The sequence below is a fragment of the Sphingobium bisphenolivorans genome (assembly GCF_000412635.1).
GTDB classification, from domain to species: Bacteria; Pseudomonadota; Alphaproteobacteria; order Sphingomonadales; family Sphingomonadaceae; genus Sphingobium; species Sphingobium bisphenolivorans.
In genome coordinates this window covers 64,703-84,093 of sequence record NZ_ASTG01000024.1, presented here as the reverse complement: position 1 = coordinate 84,093, position 19,391 = coordinate 64,703, and the positions used below count along the sequence as shown (strand labels likewise).

General features: G+C 60.1%; 14 protein-coding genes. 10 read left to right on the top strand and 4 right to left on the bottom strand.

Annotated features, from left to right (window positions below):
* Positions 1–409 precede the first annotated feature (409 nt).
* Entirely contained in the window at positions 410–658 is a 249-nt protein-coding gene (locus L858_RS0116085) for a hypothetical protein (RefSeq protein ID WP_028056219.1), read from the top strand.
* 167 nt (positions 659–825) lie between these two features.
* On the opposite strand, the gene L858_RS0116080 is transcribed toward L858_RS0116085, so the two are convergent.
* The 3 genes from L858_RS0116080 to L858_RS20395 form a co-directional block, all read right to left on the bottom strand.
* Positions 826–1,335 (bottom strand): GNAT family N-acetyltransferase, encoded by a 510-nt coding sequence (locus L858_RS0116080; RefSeq protein ID WP_022684174.1) that lies wholly within the window; start codon positions 1,333–1,335, stop codon positions 826–828.
* Positions 1,336–1,338: 3 nt separating this feature from the next.
* Positions 1,339–1,641, bottom strand: a complete 303-nt coding sequence (locus L858_RS0116075) for a type II toxin-antitoxin system TacA family antitoxin (protein WP_022684173.1) — start codon at positions 1,639–1,641, stop codon at positions 1,339–1,341.
* A 347-nt stretch (positions 1,642–1,988) separates the two neighbouring features.
* A complete protein-coding gene (locus L858_RS20395) occupies positions 1,989–2,600 on the bottom strand; it encodes an outer membrane protein (protein ID WP_022684172.1) in 612 nt (203 codons plus the stop codon).
* Positions 2,601–3,273: 673 nt separating this feature from the next.
* Here L858_RS20395 and L858_RS0116065 point away from each other — a divergent pair.
* The 6 genes from L858_RS0116065 to L858_RS0116045 are packed head-to-tail and all read left to right on the top strand — an operon-like array spanning position 3,274 to position 14,515.
* Positions 3,274–4,863 (top strand): site-specific integrase, encoded by a 1,590-nt coding sequence (locus L858_RS0116065; RefSeq protein WP_238564984.1) that lies wholly within the window; start codon positions 3,274–3,276, stop codon positions 4,861–4,863.
* A gap of 60 nt (positions 4,864–4,923) precedes the next feature.
* Positions 4,924–6,759, top strand: coding sequence for a type I restriction-modification system subunit M (locus L858_RS0116060; protein WP_022684170.1), 1,836 nt, complete (start codon positions 4,924–4,926; stop codon positions 6,757–6,759).
* The gene (locus L858_RS0116055) at positions 6,756–8,132 is read left to right on the top strand and encodes a restriction endonuclease subunit S (RefSeq protein ID WP_022684169.1); all 1,377 of its coding nucleotides are present in this window, start codon (positions 6,756–6,758) and stop codon (positions 8,130–8,132) included. The genes L858_RS0116060 and L858_RS0116055 overlap by 4 nt, the downstream gene beginning before the upstream one ends.
* Positions 8,133–8,149: 17 nt before the next feature.
* Entirely contained in the window at positions 8,150–8,797 is a 648-nt protein-coding gene (locus L858_RS21755) for a hypothetical protein (RefSeq protein ID WP_152639859.1), read from the top strand.
* A gap of 47 nt (positions 8,798–8,844) precedes the next feature.
* Positions 8,845–11,952 carry a type I restriction endonuclease subunit R gene (locus tag L858_RS0116050; RefSeq protein ID WP_022684168.1) on the top strand — a complete coding sequence of 1,036 codons (3,108 nt, stop codon included), beginning with the start codon at positions 8,845–8,847 and terminating at the stop codon, positions 11,950–11,952.
* A 49-nt stretch (positions 11,953–12,001) separates the two neighbouring features.
* Positions 12,002–14,515: a DNA-directed RNA polymerase gene (locus tag L858_RS0116045; protein ID WP_022684167.1), complete on the top strand. Its 2,514-nt coding sequence runs from the start codon at positions 12,002–12,004 to the stop codon at positions 14,513–14,515.
* Between the two features lie 422 nt (positions 14,516–14,937).
* Here the strand turns inward: L858_RS0116045 and L858_RS21750 are convergent, their stop codons facing one another.
* Positions 14,938–15,696: a hypothetical protein gene (locus L858_RS21750; RefSeq protein ID WP_028056217.1), complete on the bottom strand. Its 759-nt coding sequence runs from the start codon at positions 15,694–15,696 to the stop codon at positions 14,938–14,940.
* Between the two features lie 179 nt (positions 15,697–15,875).
* Here L858_RS21750 and L858_RS0116030 point away from each other — a divergent pair, with 179 nt between their 5' ends.
* From L858_RS0116030 to L858_RS0116020, 3 genes are all read left to right on the top strand, one after another.
* On the top strand, positions 15,876–16,430 hold the full coding sequence (locus L858_RS0116030; protein ID WP_022684164.1) for a recombinase family protein: 555 nt from the start codon (positions 15,876–15,878) through the stop codon (positions 16,428–16,430).
* 58 nt (positions 16,431–16,488) lie between these two features.
* The gene (locus L858_RS0116025) at positions 16,489–17,157 is read left to right on the top strand and encodes a hypothetical protein (RefSeq protein WP_022684163.1); all 669 of its coding nucleotides are present in this window, start codon (positions 16,489–16,491) and stop codon (positions 17,155–17,157) included.
* A gap of 329 nt (positions 17,158–17,486) precedes the next feature.
* Positions 17,487–19,391, top strand: coding sequence for a potassium transporter Kup (locus L858_RS0116020; RefSeq protein ID WP_028056216.1), 1,905 nt, complete (start codon positions 17,487–17,489; stop codon positions 19,389–19,391).

Here is a 19,391-nt window from a genome sequence, read left to right as displayed (position 1 = left end):
TCGCATCCTGTCAGTCGCCGCGCACCGCCCCTCCGCTCCGGATCGAGCACCGCTTTGGTGATCCGCCATAAGGCGTATCCGGTCGAGGTCTGCTTCCACGTCGGCCGCGATGGCGTGCAGGAATGTTCTGAACACGGAGTGCGGCTCTTCCATGCTGAGTCAACGTGGCGGCCACCCGCCCCGCATCGTGCGGGAGCGGACACGCTTCGGCTCGTGTTGGCGCTGTTGGAGCAGATCTGAGCACCCCGGAGATGTAGCATCTGAAGCCAGTTCTCTCTCTCGGCGCGCGCCTCCGCCCCGCTAGGAACCGGCCATCAGGCGATTATTATCGAAGTCAGGAAGATGTGAAGTGAATTGCGTCCGAAGGATGAAATTCAGGAGCCTCGCGGCGATAGAAGGAGTCTGGAATATGATGGTGGTGAGCGTTCAGATTTGGCCGGGTGGCGACGAGTCCTTCAGGTTCGAAATCGGTCGAATGGAGGTTAGCAACATGAGCAATTTAGCCGAAATCAGCGATTATCATGCCCGTGTTATCCAGCAAAGTGCGCCTGGGCTGGATGTGGATGCCATCGACCGGATCGTGTGGGCAAAAGGGCACCCTCGTCGTGAAGGTGCCTGGGCCCTAGTCAAGCGGGTGCTTGACCATCTCTATGGGTAAGGGCTGGTTAACTCGTCAGAAACGACGCGGCGACGCGGGACACCCAAGGAGGGCGCCAATTATCCCAATTACCTTGTCCGGTCGTGCAGCCTGCGACCGGAATTGGCGCGTAGCCCCCGGGCAGATTTATGAACGCTTTGGCTACCGCGTGATGGGTGGCTTGCAGTTCACTGACCGGCGTGCCCTATCGAAGCTGCGATATCCGAAATAGACCGGAATAAGGTCAGTGGATCATCCTTGGAGGGCAAGAAGCCCCATCTGCGCCAGAATGCTGATGCTTCATCATCCACGGCATTCACCACCAATGCGCGACCGCCGATCAGCAATGAGGCCGCTACGCAGCGTTGCAGGGCATGTTTGAGCAGGCCAGTGCCAACGCCTCTACCAGTCCAGCTCCGGTCGGCGGCAAGTTGCCCCAACAGCAGACAGGGCACGGGATCTGGCGGCTGGCCGGTACGGATCGAGCGAGGAAGCTGCGCGGGCACAATCGCGGTCGGCGCAAGGCCGTAGTAGCCGACGACACGGCCACCCTCGTGGACGACCATGACCGCCGTAAACCCCTTTTCCTGGTTGCTAAGGGCCCGCGTCTGCAGCCAGCGATCGAGAGAAGGCTTGCCACAAGAGAAAGTCGAAACGTCATGCGCGGTAGACAGCGGCTCCGGGCCGGAGATCGGCAAGACCTATTCTCCGGCCAGAGAACGATCAGCTTCCCAAGGCGCGGCACGGCGAAACAAATCCACCATTTCGGGAACAGGGGCCTCGGGTCCGGATATGGCAGCCATAAAAGCGTCAAACCCTTCGGCGCTCATGCGAATGGGCACCGTTTCCATCAGCACATCCTCGGCTGCGCGGACGGCGGCTTCGCGCACAAAGTCGGTTCGTGAACGCCCGCGTAGTCGCGCAGCACGATCAATGATGGCAATGTCGGTATCCGGCAGTCTCATAGAGAGCGGATGTTCCTTGCGTGGGATCGCTTGCGGCATGCTTCACCTCTACCGGATAGATGGCACATCGTATTGCAATTTACAATACATTGCGACAAGGAGCAGTGTCATTTAAGCTCGTCTGCCATCGGAGCCCACGTCGAACGCGCACGGCCGGTTGTACCGGAAGTGTCTGGGTCTGATGGCAAATAATCCGGCCACCAGCGGCCGGGATTGGAGCGTAGCGGCCGCGCTCGGCTGGTGACGGACGCGAATATAATTCGTGAATTCTGGGGGCGTGAGGTCCGAAAATCTGGCCGACAGGTGAGAGTAAGGGAAAGGGGCGGGAGATTGCTCTCCCGCCCCCCGCGATATTCTCAGGCGGACTGTGAACGCCTGAGAATCGCTCAGAAGCGCCAGCCGCCGACGACAGCAACCTGATGGCGCGAAGCGCGGATGCCGGTGTCTTCACCGTCGATCTCGTACTTGCCATAATCGCTGTAGCGATATTCAATGCGACCGAATGCCTGGCCGTTGGTGTACTCAACACCGCCGCCAACGCGGTAACCGTCAAGTTCGTCGCTGCCCGCCAACGTGTCGATCCCGTCAGTGACCGAAGCCTTGAACTTTGCGTTGGTATAGCCAGCCTTGGCATAGAGCATGACGCTCGGGCTGACAGGGAAGCCCAGACGCGCGCCGATGTATAGATCGCGCTCGGCGCGGAGCGAGCCTTCAACGCCATCAACAGCCAGGTCGCCTACAGTTTCCTTCGTGGTTGCATCAGCGAATTCACCTTCAACACCGATGACAGCCGTGCCGAGATCGAAGTCATAACCGGCAGTGAGGCCGTAGAGGAAACCATCCTTCGAGCCATTGCCAAGATCTTCGACCTCAAGGCGAACCTTGTCATAACCGATCACAGCACCGATCTTAGCACCGCCAAAATTCGAACCCTCCTGCGCATAGGCGGGAGCGGAAACAGTCAACAGAGCTGCCGTAGCAAACAGAATTTTCTTCACGAGTAACCCCTTGTTTGGTTGCAGAAAAATGCGACCGAGGGCGTCATACCGAGGTGCTTTGTAGGGCATAGGACGTTTCGGACATGAAACTATAAATCTGCATGCTGTTGCGTTAAAGTCACGCCTTAATAAGGGGTTTCCCTCTTGGCTCCTCGCTGCCGCCATAGCCCGTTTCCTCTGCCCCACCGAGGCGGCTGAACCGATATACGGTTCGGTGACAGTGCCCCTAGACATGGTCCTCCGAGGTGTTCGGAAATTCTGGGCGGAACTGGGTGCGCTGCCGATCGGCTGAATTGCCCTCGACGGCCCGGCGAGTTCCAGACCAGAGCTTTGCAAAAGCCGCAATTCGCTTGATCCATGAGGGTCAGGAAATAGGTGTGGTTTGCAGTGCCGAGCATGCTACGCCCGACGCTTGAAGCCCGAAAAGTCCCTTCAGTTTTAGCCGGCAGAAGCGAGCTTACTCGTTCACTCTTGAAGAGTGGGGGCATTTGAAGGGGCATCTGGTAGAAAGGCAGTTTTAATAACTTAATGAAAACAGAGACTTATATAAAATGTTCGTTTCCCTCCCTCTCCGCCATTCCTTCCAGAAACCCAGGATTCTCTAGGATCGGCTGATTTCCGTGGCTTTTGATGCTGCCTCAGGTACAAAAGGCACGTACAAATGGCGCTCAGGATGGCGAAGCTAACTAGGACAAAGACAGGGCTCTGGACGGCCCGCAAAGTGATCCCCAAGGACGTGAGAGCGGCCTACGGGAAACGAGAAGATAAGCCGACTTGGCCTGCGTCTTTGACCCAGGGCCAGGCGCGGGCGGAGTTCGGCGCCTGGCTTGTCGCCGTCGAGGAGCGCGTCGCGGCGTTGCGATCAACTCACGCTGGCCCGGCGGTCGATCTCACGCAGCGCCAGTCGCGGGCGTTGGCTGGCAAGTGGTATCGCGATATGTGTCAGCGCCATGAGGACAGCCCCGGCGACGAACTCGGCTGGGAGATGGGTCTAGAGGACCTCTACCCGAAGGAAACCGAGCAATCCTACCAGGAGTCTCTTCGGGGCAATAGCGAGCCCTACGAAGGTCCCTGGCGCATAACGCCGATGTTAGAAAACGAGATGCGGTGGCTGCTGGACAAGGAGGACCTGCGGATCACGCCACCGGCGGCGGATCGCCTCCTGCAGGACATGGCGGACCTCTACATCGCCTTCAGCCACCTCATGATTAGGCGCTGTCGCGGCGATTATGGTGCCGATAAGCTGATCGACAAGCTTCCGAACTGGGAACCGGCAGCACCAGAGGCCAAGGTTCCTGCGGTGTCGGGCCCAACCATCACGAGCCTCTTTGACGGCTACGTTGCCGAGCGCGACCCTGCCGAGGCGACCGTCAAGGCTTGGAAGCGGATGATCCAGCACCTCATCGCCTTTCTTGGGCATGACGATGCCGCACGGGTCACGCCTGAAGACATTATCAACTGGAAAGACCGGCTGCTTACTGAACCGACGAAAACCGGCAAGCAGCGTTCGGCCAAGACGGTCCGGGAGACATATCTGGCGGCGGCAAAGGCGGTGTTCGGATGGGCGAAAGAAAACCGGAAGGTCGACGTCGATCCCACTCCTGGCGTTACCGTTCGGGGTGGCAAGCGGCAGCGCCTGCGCGATCCAGGTTTCACCAACGCAGAGGCCCTGACGATCCTTCGGGCTACCGTTAAGGCTCCCGAAGGGCGGCTCTCGCATCATCATTCCGTGGCCCGCAGGTGGGTCCCTTGGCTCTGCGCTTATTCTGGTGCGCGTGTGAACGAGGTTACCCAGCTCAGGAAACAGGACATCATTTGTCAGGACGGCGTCTGGGCGATGAACATCACACCGGAAGCGGGCAGCGTGAAGAATAATACGGCCCGAATGGTCCCACTCCATTCACACCTGATCGATCAGGGCTTCCTGAAGTTCGTCGAGGGCTCGGCCGCAGGTCCGCTCTTTTACAATCCCTCGGGCCACCGGGGAGGCTCCGCAGGTAATCCCCACTACAAGAAGGTCGGCGAGCGGCTGGCGGCGTGGGTGCGTTCGCTGGGCATCACGGACGAGAATGTCGCACCGAACCACGGCTGGAGGCATCGGTTCAAGACGGTCGCTCGCGGTGCCCGCATGGACCCGGAGGCGCGGGCAGTCATCCCCGGCCATGCGCCCAAGACCGAAGGCGAGTCCTATGGGACCTGGCCGCTCGATGAACTCGCGGCAGAGATCGAAAAGTTGCCCAGGATCGACGTGAATGATGGCTAACCCGACTTGCCAACGGAATCCGAAGGCGCGTAGCAAGAGCCCAAGGGGGAATATATCTCGATGAATCAGACTGCTCTGTCCGCCTTCATCTGGTCGGTCGCTGACCTGCTGCGGGGCGATTACAAGCCCTCCGACTATGGCTCGGTCATCCTGCCCTTCACGGTCCTGCGGCGTCTCGACTGCGTCCTGGAGGAGACCAAGACGGACGTCCTGGCAGAGTACCAACTGCGGTCGAAGGCGGGCCTGAACCCGGAGCCGTTCCTGCGCCGCAAGGCTGGTGTCAGCTTCTACAACACGTCCCCCATGGACCTGCAGAAGCTGCTCGGCGACCCCGACAACATCGCGGCGAACCTGACGTCCTACCTGCAGGGCTTCTCGCCCGAGGTGCGCGACATCTTCGAGAAGTTCGAGTTCCACAACCAGATCGACAAGCTGGCCCGCGCCAAGCTGCTGTTCTTGGTCACCGAGAAGTTCGCTGGCTTCGACCTGCATCCTAATGCCGTGACCAACAGCCAGATGGGCCTCGTCTTCGAGGAACTCATCCGCAAGTTCGCGGAAGCAGCGAACGAGACGGCAGGCGACCACTTCACGCCCCGCGAGGTGATCCGGCTGATGGTCAACCTGCTCTTCGTCGAGGATGACGATGTCCTGTCGAAGCCTGGCGTCGTGCGGACGATCTATGATCCCACCGCAGGGACCGGCGGCATGCTCTCGGTGGCTGAGGAGCATCTGGCGGAGCTCAACCCCGGCGCGCGGCTGACGATGTCGGGGCAGGAGCTGAACCCGGAATCCTACGCCATCTGTAAGGCGGACATGCTCATCAAGGGGCAGGACGTTTCCAACATCGCCTTCGGCAACACGCTGTCGAACGATGGCCACCACGGCCAAACCTTCGACTATATGCTCGCTAATCCGCCTTTCGGCGTCGAATGGAAGAAGGTCGAAAAGGAAGTCCGCAAGGAGCATGAGCAGCAGGGCTTCAACGGCCGCTTCGGCCCCGGTCTGCCGCGCGTCTCGGATGGCTCGCTGCTGTTCCTGATGCACATGCTTTCGAAGATGCGGCCCGCGACCGAGGGCGGCTGTCGCTTCGGCATCGTTCTCAACGGTTCCCCGCTGTTCACCGGCGGAGCTGGCAGCGGCGAGAGCGAGATCAGGCGCTACATGCTGGAGAATGATCTGGTGGAGGCGATCATCGCCCTGCCGACGGACATGTTCTACAACACCGGCATCGCCACCTATGTCTGGATCGTTTCGAACCGGAAGCCCGCCAGCCGCAAGGGGCAGGTGCAACTGATCGACGGTTCCTCCTTCTGGCAGAAGATGCGGAAGTCGCTTGGTTCCAAGCGCAAGGAAATGGGCGAGCAGCATATCCGCCAGATCACCCAGCTCTTTGGCCGCGCCGAGGAGGCGAAGGTCGCCACCGTGCTGGACGCGGACGGCAAGGAACTGGCGCGCGAAGTCGTCTGGGATGGCGAGCAGGCGCCGAACGCACCCGAGGGCGGCAAGGTGAAGCTGGCCCCTCTCTCGCGGCTGTTCCCCAACAGCGCCTTCGGTTACCGCACGATCACCGTTGAGCGTCCTCAGCGGGATGAGAATGGCAACGTGGTTCTCAGTCAGCGCGGCAAAGCGAAGGGCAAGCCACCGCCCGACAGCGCCCTGCGCGACACCGAGAACGTCCCGTTGGATGAGGATGTGAACGCCTACTTCCGCCGTGAAGTCCTGCCCCATGCCGAGGATGCATGGATCGACGAGAGCAAGACCAAGGTCGGCTATGAGATTCCCTTCAGCCGCCAGTTCTATGTCTTCGAACCGCCCCGGCCGCTGGAGGAGATCGACGCGGACCTCAAGCAGGTGACCGATCGAATCAAGGCGATGATTGAGGAACTCGCGGCGTGAGCTTTCCGGCTTATCCGAGCTATCGGGACAGCGGGATTGAATGGCTTGGCCACGTCCCGGCTCACTGGAGTATTGACCGCATCAAAGCTTCTGTTGAGTCCGCCCGCAATGGAATCTGGGGCGGAGAACCAGAGGAAGCTGATGAGGACATCATCTGTGTCCGTGTCGCGGACTTTGATCGTGTGCGTTTTATAGCGTCCATAGACGCACCGACCATGCGAAAGGTGACGGAAAAGGAACGTAAAGGACGCCAGTTGCAATGTGGCGACCTGCTACTGGAAAAGTCTGGGGGCGGGGAAAAGCAACCAGTTGGCGCAGTCGTTCAATATGCAGAAGATGTGCCTGCTGTGTGTTCCAACTTCGTGGCGCGGGTTCAACTGAAGCCCGGAATGCACTCACGTTTTTGGACTTATGTCCATGCGGCGGCCTATTCTGTCAGGCTAACTCAAGGCTCAATCAATCAGACGTCCGGCATTCAGAACTTGGACAGCGGTCGCTATTTCGAAGAGCGCGCTCCGTTTCCCCCACTCCCCGAACAAACCGCCATCGCCGCCTTCCTCGACCGCGAGACGGCCAAGATCGATGCGCTGGTGGAGGAGCAGCGGCGGCTCATCGAACTGCTCAAGGAGAAACGACAGGCCGTCATCTCCCACGCGGTAACCAAGGGCCTCGACCCGTCGGTGCCCATGAAGGGCTCCGGCGTGGAATGGCTCGGCGAAGTCCCAGCTCATTGGGAAGTTGCGCGACTTACTCACCTCTGGGCCAATGTGAAGGCTGGTCCGTTCGGCTCAGCAATTACCAAGGACATGTATGTGTCGAGTGGCTACCGGGTCTATGGCCAGGAGCAGGTCATTCCCGGCGACTTCACCATCGGCGACTACTACATTTCTGAAGAGCGTTTCGAGGAGCTTCGCCAGTACGAGGTGCAGCCTTTGGACATCCTTATCAGCTGCGTGGGTACGTTTGGAAAGATAGCGCTGGTTCCGGATTCCATTGAGAGGGGGATTATAAACCCTCGGCTAATAAGAATTAGATCGGGTGCGCGGGTCTGTCCTGAGTATCTCTGCGTCCTTCTACGTTCCGGGATTTCATCTGAACAGCTTTCGGCATTCAGTCGAGGCGGGACGATGGATGTGATAAATATTGGGGTGCTCGGCTCGCTGGTGCTGCCAGTTCCCCCGATTGATGAGCAACCAGCGATCGTTCGCGCTGTCACCGAACTCAAAGATCGTTTTGCTGCGCTTTCTGCCGAAGCGGCTCGATCTATTGACTTGCTACTCGAGCGTCGTGCGGCGCTTATTTCGGCAGCGGTTACTGGCAAGATTGACGTACGAGCGATATCGGCTGATCTCCGCGAACTCGCCGCTGCCTGATAGCCAAGGAATGTACTGTGGGTGAAGTGATCTATCTGTTTGGCCATCCAAGTGAACGCAGCCGTAATGAAGACCGGCTCGAAGCTTGCGCGCCCATATTGGTATGGTTCCCGTCATACGGTCGGAATGCATGGCACTCGACTTGGGTTGCAAAATACCATGAGGGTGCGCTTCAGTCCACCCGAGAGAAGGCGGAGGCTTACATCGGTCATCGTCTAAAGCAGGGCACCAACTGGGGCTTCAAGGTGCTACCCGGTTTCTATCTTCAATTCGGCTCTTCAGCGTACGTTGTGTGTGAGATCAACACGAAAGAGCCGTTTGACAGGCTTATTGATCCGACGTTCCTCAGGCTCGGAACACCAGAACATGAGTGTATCGCGGCGCTCAGCCCACTTTCATCTTCCTGGAAACCCGGCCAAAGACTGCGCGACGGAGTTATCGTACAGCGCACAGAACTCCGTCTCAAAGAGTTTCATCCTTTTGAGAGTCGCACCTTTGACCCGCGTCAGGTGCGCACAGTTGGTCTCTACAAGAGGACCAAGAGTGTTTCGGTCGGACATTGGTTGTTCACAGCAGTTGAACCCGACGTTGGCGGAATATCTACGGCATCCTACGAGAACGTGCTTCGCAAGCTCGGCACTGTTCTTAATGATGTTGTGAGTTAGTCTGAGGTTGGCTCTCGTCACCCTCAGTTCCGGGAGTAGGTTCGCGCATGAGTCTTCATAAAGAATGCAGCTTTGAGGACGAGGTCTGTGAATACCTTTCAGCCTATGGTTGGCATCACGAGGTTGGTGATGCGCAGGTATATGACCGTAAGAGCGCCCTGTTTCCGGCCGATCTCGTGGCTTGGGTGCAGGAGACCCAGCCCAAGGCGTGGGAGAGCCTGACAGCCCTCCATGGCGGCGCGGCGGAAGCCATCCTGCTGGATCGTGTGCGGAAGTCGCTGGATGACCGTGGGACGCTCGATGTCATCCGCAACGGCATCGACACGATTGGCGTTCGCGGCACGATGGCGCTGGCGCAGTTCAAGCCCGCCATGGGCATGAATCCTGACATCGTCGCCCGCTACAGCGCCAATCGCCTGCGCGTCGTGCGGCAGGTGCGCTACAGCCTCGCCAACGAGAACTGCATCGATCTCGTCCTCTTCCTGAACGGCATCCCGGTTGCCACCGTGGAGCTGAAGACCGACTTCACCCAGTCCGTCGGGGACGCGGTGAACCAGTATAAGTTCGACCGCCTGCCACAGCAGAAGGGGCGGGACCGTGAACCGCTGCTCAGCTTCCCGTCGGGCGCGCTTGTCCATTTCGCCGTGTCCAACCGTGAAGTGATGATGACCACGAAGCTGGCTGGGCCGCAGACCTTTTTCCTGCCGTTCAATCAGGGCGACCATGGCGGCAAGGGCAACCCGACGCCTGCTTCTGGCCATCCCACGGCATATCTGTGGGAACAGGTATGGCAGCGCGACAGTTGGCTCGAACTGCTCGGCCGCTATCTCGTTACCCAGCGGGACGAGAAGAAGAATATCCGTTCGATCATCTTCCCGCGCTATCACCAGCTCGACGTCACGCGAAAGCTGCAGGCGAAGATTTTGGAAGAGGGCGTGGGCGAGAAGTATCTTGTCCAGCACTCGGCCGGTTCGGGCAAGACGAACTCCATCGCCTGGACGGCGCACTTCCTGTCCGAACTGCACGACGCGAACGACCAGAAGCTGTTCTCCACCATCATGGTCGTTTCCGACCGGCGGGTGATTGATGGGCAGCTTCAGGATGCCTTGTTTGATTTTCAGCGCACCACGGGCGTCGTCGAGACGATCAAGAGCGACAGCGGGAGCAAGAGCGGCCAGCTTGCCGAGGCATTGAAGGCTGGCAAGAAGATCATCGTCTGCACCATCCAGACCTTCCCATACGCTCTACAGGCCGTGCGTGAGCAGGCTGCGACCGAGGGCAAGCGATTCGCCGTCATCGCGGACGAGGCGCACAGCTCCCAGACCGGCGAGGCGGCGGCCAAGCTCAAGGAAGTGCTGTCGCCGGAAGAGATTGCCGAACTGCAGGACGGTGGCGAGATCGACACCGAAGACCTCCTCGCCGCCCAGATGGCCGCACGGGCCAGCGATAGCGGCGTCACCTACGTCGCCTTTACCGCCACGCCCAAGGCCAAGACGCTGCAGCTCTTCGGGCGTCCGAAGGAGCCCGGCGGGCTTCCCGGGCCTTTCCACGTCTACTCGATGAGGCAGGCCATCGAGGAAGGCTTCATCCTCGACGTCCTGAAGAATTACACGCCGTATAAGCTGGCGTTCAAGCTGGCGCATAATGGCCAGGAACGGGACGACGCCGAGGTCGAGCGTTCGGCTGCGACCAAAGGGATCATGCAGTGGGTCAGCCTGCATCCCTACAATATCGCCCAGAAAGTCCGGATTGTCGTCGAGCACTTCCGTGAGAATGTCGAGCCGCTGCTGGATGGCAAGGCGAAGGCGATGGTCGTCCTTGGCAGCCGCAAGGAGGCGGTGCGCTGGAAGCTGGCGATAGACAAGTACATCCGGGGCAAGGGCTATCCGTTGGGGACGCTGGTGGCCTTCTCAGGCGAAGTGAACGACCCGGCATCCGCCCCCGATCCGCTCAGCGAGGCCAGCAAGGAGTTGAACCCGAACCTGAAGGGCCGCGACATCCGCGATGCCTTCAAGGCGGAGGAGTATCATCTGCTGCTGGTCGCCAACAAGTTCCAGACTGGGTTCGACCAACCGCTGCTCTGCGGCATGTATGTGGACCGGCGGCTGGCTGGTGTTCAGGCGGTGCAGACCCTGTCGCGCCTCAACCGCGCCCATCCGGGCAAGGACACGACCTACGTTCTCGACTTCGTGAACAGCTCCGAGGAAGTGCTGGAGGCGTTCAGGACGTACTACGAAACGGCTGAGCTGGAGGGCGTCACCGACCCCAACATCGTCTACGACCTGCGCGCCAAGCTGGACGCGGGCGGCTGGTACGACAGCTTCGAGGTGGACCGGGTGGCGACTGTCGCAATGAACCCCACGTCAAAGCAGGGCGACCTCGCAGGCGCTGTCGGGCCTGTGGCGGATCGCCTGCTCAAGCGTTTCGCTGCGGCTAAACAATCCAAGGCCGACGCCGACGAACTCGGGGATGAGAAGGCTGCAAGCGCGGCATCGGACGAGATGAACGCACTCGCCATGTTCAAGGCGGACGCGCAGACCTACATCCGCATCTATACCTTTTTGAGCCAGATGTTCGACTACGGCAACACGGACATCGAGAAGCGCTTCCTGTTCTTCAAGTACCTCGTCCGCCTGCTGGATTTTGGGCGCGAGAGGATCACGGTGGATGTGTCGCAGCTCGTTCTGACCCACCATGCCCTGAAGAATCAGGGCAAGAAACAGATGCAGCTCGGGGGCGAAGCACCGCTCATCAAGCCAGTGGATGGGGCAGGCTCGGGAACGCTTCAGGAGAAGCAGAAGGCCCTGCTCCGGGAGATCATCGAGAGGGTGAATGACCTGTTCGACGGTGACCTCACCGACGGCGACCAGCTTGTCTATGTGAACGAGGTTATCAGGGGCAAGCTGCTGGAATCTGAGGAGCTCGTCACCCAGGCGCAGAACAACAGCAAGTCTCAGTTCGCAGCATCGCCCACGCTCGACAATGAGCTCTTGAATGCCATCATCGACGCCCTCGAGGCCCACCAGAAGATGAGCCAGCAGGCCCTCCGGTCCGACAAGGTCCGTGCGGGCCTCAAGGATATCTTGCTGGGGCCGGGGCAGCTCTATGAGGCGCTCAGGGCTGCGGGCCCGCCGTTGGATGTTCCGGCTACCTAGCGGTCCGCGCGCTTTCCTCCACTTGAACCACTGAAGTTGATCTGGATTCATGTCCGACATCGAAGTCGATCTCATGGAGGTCCAACGGGACCTCGAAGCTGAATCCCGTGCCATCGGCCGGGCAAGCTATCGCGGCAAGCGCAACGCGCCGTGGGTCGATGTCTTCGGGCCGGGCGTTGACGAGGCTTCCCTTCCGCCGGGCCGGGCGATGCTGCGCCGCGCCCTGAAACCCACGGCCGACGCGATTTCGGTGTTCTTGGATGCAGGAAAGGCGGGGAGGGCCGGACGGCGCCATGTGGCGTTCGAACTTCTCGCACCGTATCAACCCGACGCGCGAGCGCTGGCCTTTCTGACGCTGCGTTGCGCGCTGCAAGCGGGTATTCAAGAACACCGCGTTCAAAAAGCCGCCCAAATGGTAGCGCGGGCCATTATGGATCACATCCAAGCGACCGAGTTCGAGCGGGTCAATCCGGAGGGCGCGGCGGGCATTCAACGGAGCCTTGCGGGACGAAAGATCGTCAGTGCTAAACGCCAACGCGCCATTGCCGCGATCCATGAGGCCGAGGGCGTCGCTCTTAGCTGGTCACCGAAGCAGCAGGTGAATCTCGGCCTGAAGTTGATTGAGCTGGCCGCTGTCGCGACGGGGCTGTTCGAGTTAATCATGGTGCAGACGACCGTCGGAAAGGCGATTCGGCGTGAGCGTAACCTGCGCGTTACGGAGATTGCGTCTCACTGGCTCGAACGCCAGCACGAGCGCAGTGAATTGCTCGACCCCCTGCCGATGCCGATGGTCGTTTCGCCCCGACCGTGGACCACACCGACTGACGGCGGCTATCTGCAACCACCGATTGGGACGCGCCTCGTTCGTTCGCGGTCGCGGCCGTATCGGGAAGAACTCGCCAACATCGACATGACCACGGTCTATCGGGCCGTGAACGCGATCCAGGAGACGCGATGGCGGATCAATCGTCGCGTGCTCGACGTGGTGACGCAGTTGGATGCCGACGGCGGGAGCTTGGCCGGGCTGCCATCCCGCGATGGGGAGTCCGTGCCGAACCGTCCTGCTGAGGCGGATGAAAATCCCGAGGTGCTGGCGCGGTGGGGGTTGGAGAGCGCGAAAGTTCATGAGCGGAATGCTGCCGCCCGCAGCAAGCGGCTGACGATAGCGCAGCAGCTCTGGGTTGCGCGGAAGTTAGCCGACTTCCCTGCTATCTACTTCCCCCATGAGCTGGACTTCAGAGGACGGGTCTATCCCGTCCCACAGGGCGGCCCGCACCCGCAGGCAGGCGACATCGGTCGGGCACTCCTTGAGTTTGCCGTTGGGAAGCCGTTGGGGCCGTCCGGCGCAAGGTGGCTTGCAATCCACGTCGCCAATGTGTTCGGTGTCGACAAAGTCAGCTTCGATGAGCGGGTTGCGTGGGTCGAAAGCAATCGATCGGCGATTCTGGACAGCGCCTACGACCCGCTCGATGGCCATCGTTTCTGGACTACGGCTGAGAAGCCATGGGCGGCGCTTGCGGCTTGCTACGAGTGGGCTGGATATGTCGAACAGGGCGAGGCGTTCGTTTCGCACCTGCCCATCGCCATCGATGGGTCGAACTCGGGCCTGCAGCACCTGACAGCGCTACTACGGGATGCCGAGGCTGCGCCACATGTGAACCTGACCCCTGCTGACCAGCCAGGCGACATATACGCCGTCGTCGCGGCCAAGGCCCAGGCCATGGTCGATGCCTCGAACGATCCCGAGGCGACCCCATGGAAAAACGGTAGGATCACTCGCGGGATCGTGAAGCGCCCCTGCATGACATACGTCTATTCCGCGACGGCGTTCGGGATGACAGATCAGGTCAACGCTGAACTACAACGCCTTGATCAGGCTTTGCAGACCAAGGGTGAGCCGCCGCATCTTGGGGGAGACGATAACTTTATCGCCGCTCGTTGGCTGGCTCCTCGGCTCTACAGCTTGATCGGCGCTACTGTCCCCGCCGCGAAGCGCGCGATGGACTGGCTCAAGGCGGCGGCCAAGGTGATGAATGCCGTCGACCTTCCCTTATGGTGGACGACCCCAGCGGGTCTGCCCGTGATGCAGCGCTATGCAAACACGAAGGCCGGGAAGGTTGAGGTGACGTTCCGAGGCAAGCGTCTCCAGCTCCAGCTTGATGAAGACGCAAGCCCTCCAACGTTTTCGGCCTGGACCGAACTAGGCGCTGTAAAGGTCATGGACGGGCCACAGTCGGTCAACGGCATCGCCCCGAACTTCGTCCACTCCTTGGACGCAGCGCACCTGATGCTGACTACCGTTGCGTCGCACGAAGCTGGCATCGTCGACCTAGCCGTTATTCATGATAGTTTCGGCACACACGCTTCCGAGACGGACCGACTATCGAGGATTCTTCGGGAGACTTTCGTCGCAATGTATGAAGGCGATCCCTTGGCCCAGTTCCGCGCCGAGCTTCTCGACCAGATCAATGATGAGAAGCTCCGGGCCAAGGTTCCGCCGTTGCCGAGCAAGGGCGACCTCGATCTCAAGTCTGTGCTGGACGCGGTGTATATGTTCGCCTGAGCTCGACGAGCGATTACCCCTTTATATAGAGCGGTGATCTCGCCACTCGACCAGCACGCAAGAGCGCCAACGGAACGATGATCGACAGGACTCGCCGGAGGCCTTCGACCACCTCAATCTTGAGGACACCGAAGGGGAACGGGCGCGGCTCTCGGGCACCGTGTGTCATTCGTCCTCGTCCTTCCTTCAATCTTCGGTGTTGGTAGACAGAGGATTGAAAATGGGATGGTCTCCGGTTTCCGGCCAACGATCTCGGTGGCTATGGCTACTCCGAGGACCATTCGCCTCAGGGGCCCATCGACCAGCGAGAGGCCTGGGCCAGTTGCTTTTTGCTGCAGATTTTCGAACGCCGATATCGAGCATCGACCCTTGCCAGCATCCCCCCTTGGGGGTGGGGGTGGCCTAACTTTCCGAGCTCTGCATCATTCAGGTCGGTTGGATCTTCGGAACGGTCGGCTTAATCTTGGACGATGGGCGACGAGGTGTTTGAGGGCTGCGATGGTCCTTTGAGTCAACCGGCCTGACTGCTTGGCTGTGGTGTCGTAGGCAGTAGTCGCTCCCGTGGATACCGTCCCAGCCAAGCGGGCCGCACGTTCCAATGCCTCCTGCGCGATGGTCGCTAGGGATTCCGCGACGTCGTTCTTTGTCGCCCAAACTGCCTGTCCCACACGGGTCCAGACATCGGTGCCGAAGCTGCTCTCGACTTCAGTGCGTGCGGCAGCTTCGTCGGCCCGACCCCAGGTTTCGTTCGTCGCTTCGTCTGCCCTCAGGTCTTTGAAGTTCTTGTAGAAGCGATAAGCTACATAGCCAGCCGCCCCGAGAAGGACCAAGGCGGTCGCCAGCTTGGGCGCGGAGATCATGAGGCCCTTTTTGGTTGGGGCTCCCAGACCGGCGTGGACGAGTGTTTTTGCCACGGGTGCCGGGATGCCGTTAAAGTAACAATAGGTGCCCACGGCAACCGCTGCGATAACCACCGTTCCCAGTACGACGGGATTGGTCGCTAGTGCAGCTGCGGAAGTGCCCATAGATTGCAGAGCCGCACCTGCCGAGGCGAAGGCACCAACGATGCTAGCGTCCACGTAGGTTCCGGCGATGTATCCGCCAGTTCCCCGCACGATTGCGCCACCGGCAGCATGAGCTACTAGGCTTAAACTAGTGAATGGCACCGCTAGAATCGTCATGAAAACTCCCCCTGTTCCTCATTGATAACAGGGCGATACCGGATTGCAACGGAGCCAGTCCCATTGGGGTATACTCTAGCCGAACAGCCCTGTGGGACAGCTGTTGCGTCCCAATAGGGTTGACTTCTAATTTTCGGACAGATAGATGCCCATGGTCTAGAACCTATTGGGACGATCTGATGAACGCCAAGACTTACGGATACGCTCGCGTCAGCACAGACGACCAGGACTGCTCCGTACAGGAGGCGGCGCTATATGCGGCAGGCTGCGACATCGTTCGCAGCGAACAGCGGAGCGGCACCACCACTGAAGGGCGGCGCGAGCTGGAAACCCTCCTCGATTTTGTTCGAGAGGGCGACACCCTGCTTGTTACCCGCATTGATCGTCTTGCTAGGTCCGTTGCTGACCTGGAGAGGATCGTCGGCGTCCTCAAACAGCGCGGTGCGTACCTGCGGGCCACCGAGCAGCCCATCGATACCTCGACCCCGGCTGGAATCGCCTTCTTGCAGATGCTGGCGGTGTTCGCTCAGTTCGAGACAGCGATACGTCGCGAACGCCAGATGGAAGGCATTGCGAAGGCGAAGGAGGCTGGCGTCTATAAGGGCAGGAGGCCGTCCGTTCCCGTCGAAGAGGTTCGCCGAATGAAGGCTGAGGGGGTGAGCCCCACTGAGATCGCGCGACGGCTCAAGATCGGCCGAGGGAGCGTTTATCGAGCGCTGGAAGGCTTGAATTGATATCAGCGCGGGTCTGCGCTGGCCTGCTTTTTTCTTCACACATCTTCGGAGGAATTGAATGCGTACCCCAGCTTTGGACAAAGCGCGTCATGAGGAGCGCTTGCTGAAAGAGGAGGCGTTCAGTTGGTTTCGAGAAGAGCTGCAACTGGGCGGCCTACCGCGACAGGAGCTGTTTCTTGACGTGGAAGCGCGCAGCCCCTCGGGCTCCTTTGAGGACGAAACATGGTGGCGTCGCGAAGCGATCCAAAAGAACACCGCAACAATCGTGCAGGGCTTTGCCGACGAGTACATGCCTGAGATAAGGTTCAATGGCGGGCGCTCAGGTACGCCTGGTGAGCGGCACTCAGCTCGACTACTGCGAGAAGCAGCGGCAGTAGGACCCAACGTATTGGACTCGGCTCTTCTTCTGACTGCGCTCAGAGAGGACGCGGAGCGGCCTCGCGATCCGGAGGGGACTGAGTTCGTCGGCAGACTCAATAAGTGGGCGGGGATTGACCTGAGGGACGCGGGCATCGATGCCTATTCTCAGTCACGGCGGTTCATCCCAGATAACTTCAATATCCGCCCAGAAGGCTTGGGTCGGCGAGACATCATGCGCTATTTCGCCTCTAACCTGTGCGACTTCTTCTCGCGCTGGATTGCCGTGCGGGTCACGGTGACATTTGACGATACGTTGCCACGACGGACGCGCTGGCCGTATGAGCAGGCCTCAGGTAAGAACGTTTGACCGCGTACACAGCTCAGGTACAAAAGGACTTCCATCGCAGTTGGGAAGTCGCAGAAATCAGCCATTTTCAGGTCAGGTAACCGGAGTCCCTCCCTCTCCGCCAGAACTTAACTAAATAACTGAAATAGAAGATCTAAATGATTTTGGCGGAGCTTGGTCACTCCCGCCGATTTTTTGCGACATGTGTTGTGATCGCTTGCGCGGGTGGCGTTACAGCATCGCACCTTCAGCCACAATTACGCGAATTTTATGCGCGGGCCGCTTCATTCATATGGAGGCTTAACGCACTTGCCCTCCACTTGTTGGCTTTCAATCAGGAAGCTTGCTCGGTGCAGGAAACCTCTCATTCAACACGTAACTCATTGGCTGCCCTGACGCTTGGCGCGATCGGCGTGGTCTACGGTGATATCGGCACCAGCCCCCTCTATGCTTTTCGCGAAGCGTTGGCTCAGGCGGCGCATAGCGGGATCACGCGCGGCGATATTGTTGGCGTGCTTTCACTGGCGCTATGGGCACTGATCATCGTCGTTACTCTTAAATACGTTTTTTTCCTCACCCTGATGGACAATAATGGCGAAGGCGGGGTTCTGTCGCTCATGGCGTTGGCTCACCGGGCGACAAGGGGGCGCTGGCTGATCGTGCTGCTCCTTGGAGCGGTGGGGGCGGCCATGTTCTATGGCGACGCCATCATTACGCCAGCCCTGTCGGTGTTGTCTGCTGTAGAAGGGCTGAAGACCATCCCCGGCCTTGAAGGCATGACGGAACATGCCATCCTGGGGGTGACTGTCGGCATTCTCGCAGGCCTCTTTGCCATACAGGCGCGCGGCACGGCCAGCGTGGCGGTCCTATTTGGCCCGGTCTGCTCTATATGGTTTGTAGCGCTTGCCGGACTTGGCCTCTGGCATATCGCTGACGCGCCCGAAATTCTCGTCGCGTTCAATCCGCTCAATGCTGTTGAATTCCTGACCTCGCATGGCCTGACCGGATTGTTCGTGCTGGGCGCAGTATTCCTGACCGTGACCGGGGCGGAGGCGCTGATCGCCGACATGGGCCATTTCGGGCGCAAGCCGATCCAGCTGGGGTGGTTAGCCTTCGTCTGGCCCGCGCTGACGCTGAACTATCTCGGGCAGGGGGCGCTCGCGCTGAAGGCGCTGGCGGTGGCACAGGCTTCGGGCCAGCCGCTCGTGAATGCCGACTGGTTCTTCATCATGGCTCCAGACGCATTGCGCGCGCCGCTGGTGGTGCTGGCGACGCTCGCCACGATCATTGCCAGCCAGGCGGTGATCACGGGCGCCTATTCGCTGTCGCATCAGGCGATTGCGCTCGGTCTGCTGCCGCGCCTGACTATCCACCAGACGTCGGCGCACCAGAAGGGGCAGATTTATATGCCCGGCGTCAACTGGCTGTTGTTGGGGGGCGTGCTGGTGTTGGTGTTCGCCTTCCGCTCGAGTTCCGCCATGGCGGCGGCCTATGGCATCGCGGTCACGGGAACGATGGTGGTGACCACCTGCCTTGCCTTCATCATCGCCTGGCGCTTGTGGAAGTGGGAGCCACTATGGTCGGGCCTGTTGGTTGCACCGTTCCTGGCGCTGGACCTGTTCTTCTTCGGCGCGAACATCCTGCGTGTCACCGAAGGAGGCTGGGTGCCGCTGCTGGTGGCAAGCATTGTGGGGCTGGTCATCGCCACATGGCTGAAAGGGCGCAGGGCGGCGATAGCGCGCACCAGCGAACAGGGCGCGGCCCTGGACGAGATGGTCCGGGTGCTTGCCGCGCGTCCGCCGACGGTCGTAGCGGGCACCGCCGTATTCCTGACGCAGGACCTTAACGTCGCCCCTTCAGCCCTGCTGCACAACCTGAAACACAACAAGGCGCTGCATCAGAACAATATCATGCTGAAGGTCGAAAGCCAGCCCACCCCTTACGTCGATCCCGATGACCGGCTGGTGCTGGAGCGGATGGACGATCATTTCCTGAAGGCCTGCCTGCGCTATGGTTATATGGACAGCATTGATGTGCCGAGCGACCTTGGCCGGCGCGGAGGCGTGCTGGCGGGACGGGGCGGCACGTCCTTCTTCATGGGGCGCAGCGCCATCCGTCTTGCCAGCAAGCCGGCGCTGCCACGCTGGATGACGATGCTCTACATGTTCCTGCACCGTAACGCCGCCGACCCGACCGCCTATTTCTCCATCCCGCCCAATCGCGTGGTCGAATTGGGCAGCCAGATCGAGCTATAA

Bases quoted from the DNA above. Each gene is read 5' to 3' on its own strand.
- L858_RS0116085 (WP_028056219.1), top strand. From the start codon at position 410: ATGATGGTGGTGAGCGTTCAGATTTGGCCGGGTGGCGACGAGTCCTTC.
- L858_RS0116075 (WP_022684173.1), bottom strand. From the start codon at position 1,641: ATGCCGCAAGCGATCCCACGCAAGGAACATCCGCTCTCTATGAGACTG.
- L858_RS0116065 (WP_238564984.1), top strand. From the start codon at position 3,274: ATGGCGAAGCTAACTAGGACAAAGACAGGGCTCTGGACGGCCCGCAAA.
- L858_RS0116060 (WP_022684170.1), top strand. From the start codon at position 4,924: ATGAATCAGACTGCTCTGTCCGCCTTCATCTGGTCGGTCGCTGACCTG.
- L858_RS0116050 (WP_022684168.1), top strand. From the start codon at position 8,845: ATGAGTCTTCATAAAGAATGCAGCTTTGAGGACGAGGTCTGTGAATAC.
- L858_RS0116045 (WP_022684167.1), top strand. From the start codon at position 12,002: ATGTCCGACATCGAAGTCGATCTCATGGAGGTCCAACGGGACCTCGAA.
- L858_RS21750 (WP_028056217.1), bottom strand. From the start codon at position 15,696: ATGACGATTCTAGCGGTGCCATTCACTAGTTTAAGCCTAGTAGCTCAT.
- L858_RS0116030 (WP_022684164.1), top strand. From the start codon at position 15,876: ATGAACGCCAAGACTTACGGATACGCTCGCGTCAGCACAGACGACCAG.
- L858_RS0116025 (WP_022684163.1), top strand. From the start codon at position 16,489: ATGCGTACCCCAGCTTTGGACAAAGCGCGTCATGAGGAGCGCTTGCTG.